Origin of the sequence: Trebonia sp., from assembly GCF_049794275.1 — a bacterium.
Taxonomy (GTDB): domain Bacteria; phylum Actinomycetota; class Actinomycetes; order Streptosporangiales; family Streptosporangiaceae; genus Trebonia.
The window spans coordinates 1-1,759 of sequence record NZ_JBARCR010000411.1; the positions used below are offsets into that span (position 1 = coordinate 1).

Sequence of the window (1,759 nt, forward strand, 5' to 3'; positions counted from 1 at the left end):
GTGTAGGACAGGTCCAGGTCGCTGACGGCGTCGACGGTCATGCCGTGGAAGATCGCCGTGGCGGCGATGTCGATGCGCTTGGCGATCTCGGCGTTCTTGTGGCCGAACAGCTGCAGGCCGAGCAGTCGCCCGGTGGCCCGGTCGCCGGTCACGCGCATCGTCATGCGGTGGCTGCCGGGATAGTAGGCCTTATGGTCATCGGCCTGCGAGCCAACCGTGACCGGGTCGAACCCGGCCGGCTGGGCTTCGTGGTCGCGCAGCCCGGTCCGGGCGGCGGCCTGGTCGAAGATCTTCACCACCTGGGTGCCGAGGCTGCCCGCGAACTGCCGGTTCCCGCCGAGCGAGTTCTCCCCGGCGACCCGGCCCTGCTTGTGCGCGGTGGTGCCCAGCGGCAGGTAGGTCACGCCGAGCAGCCGGTGGTGGGTGACCACGCAGTCCCCGGCGGCGAAAACATCGGGCAGGCTGGTCCGCATGCCGGGGTCGACCGTGATCGCGCCCTTGACGCCGAGGGCGGCCCCGGCGTCGGCGGCCAGGGTGGTCTCGGGCCGCACCCCGACGACGACCAGCACCATGTCCGCCGCGCGGGTCACGGCCGAGCCGTCAGCCGCGGTGGCCTGGACTTCCAGCCGCCCGGCCTGGCCGGGCGGGGCCTTGCTGATCGCCTGGACGGTGGTGCCCGTGAGCCCCTCCACCCCATGGGCGGCCAGTTCGGCGTGGACCAGCGCGCCCAGCTCCGGATCAACCGTTGGCAGCACCTCGGGCAGCTGCTCCATTTGCGTCACACGGAGCCCGCGGACGGTCAGCGCGTCCGCCATCTCCAGGCCGATGTACCCAGCGCCGACGATCACCGCGCTGGCCAGGGCGGCCTGCTCCAGGGTGGCCATGACGGCGAAGGTGTCGCCCATCGAGTGCAGCAGGTGGACCCCGTCGGTGGGGCCGAGGGCACCCGGTCCGGCCAGGCCGCGGATCGGGGGGCGGACCGGGACGGCGCCGGTGCCGACGATGAGCTTGTCGTAGCCGAGCAGTTCCTCGCTGCCGTCAGCGGAGGTGACTAGGAGCTTGCGGCCGGGCACGTCGATGCGCCGGGCGGTGGTGTCCAGCCGCAGCCGCATCCCGGCGGCCTCTAGGTCGGCGACGGTACGGTGGGCCAGGTTGCGCCAGTGGGGGACCTCGCCGGAGACGTAATAGGGGATGCCGCAGATGGAGAAGTTCGGATAGGCGTCCTCAAGGACCACCGTGACATCGGTGGCCGGGTCGAGTTCCCGGGCCCGCAGCGCGGCGCTGATACCGGCGTCGCTGCCGCCGATCATGACCAGGTGCATGGCAGGCTCCTCTAGGTGTCGGGTCAGTGGGCCGGGCCTTGCGCGCCGTCCGGGGACAGCGAGGCGCTGTGAGGTGCCGCGCTGGCCGGTGCCCGTCCCGCACTGTTGTGGGGGACGATGATGTCGGCGGCGTCGGCTGGCGTGATGGCGGGGTATAGCGCCTTGATGATCCCGGCGGCTAGGACACCGCCGAGGATCTGCGCGGCGATGAAGGGCGGGACCGAGGACGGGGTGATGCCCGCGAAGGTGTCCGAGAACATCCGGCCGATGGTGATGGCCGGGTTGGCGAAGCTGGTGGAGGAGGTGAAGAAGTACGCCGCGCCGATGTAGGCGCCGACCGCCGCGGGGGCGGACCGGGCGCGTCCGGACCGGGCCAGCGCGAAAATCACCAGCAGCAGCCCGATCGTGGCGATGACCTCCGACAAGAAGTGCGCAGG

General features: G+C 71.7%; 2 protein-coding genes. Both read right to left on the minus strand.

Going from position 1 to position 1,759, the window contains the following annotated elements:
• Positions 1–1,322: FAD-dependent oxidoreductase (locus WA805_RS11230; RefSeq protein ID WP_425242310.1), on the minus strand; the 1,322-nt coding region annotated here is incomplete at its 3' end.
• 23 nt (positions 1,323–1,345) lie between these two features.
• A partial coding sequence (locus WA805_RS11235; RefSeq protein ID WP_425242311.1) for an aquaporin occupies positions 1,346–1,759 on the minus strand: 414 nt, incomplete at its 5' end.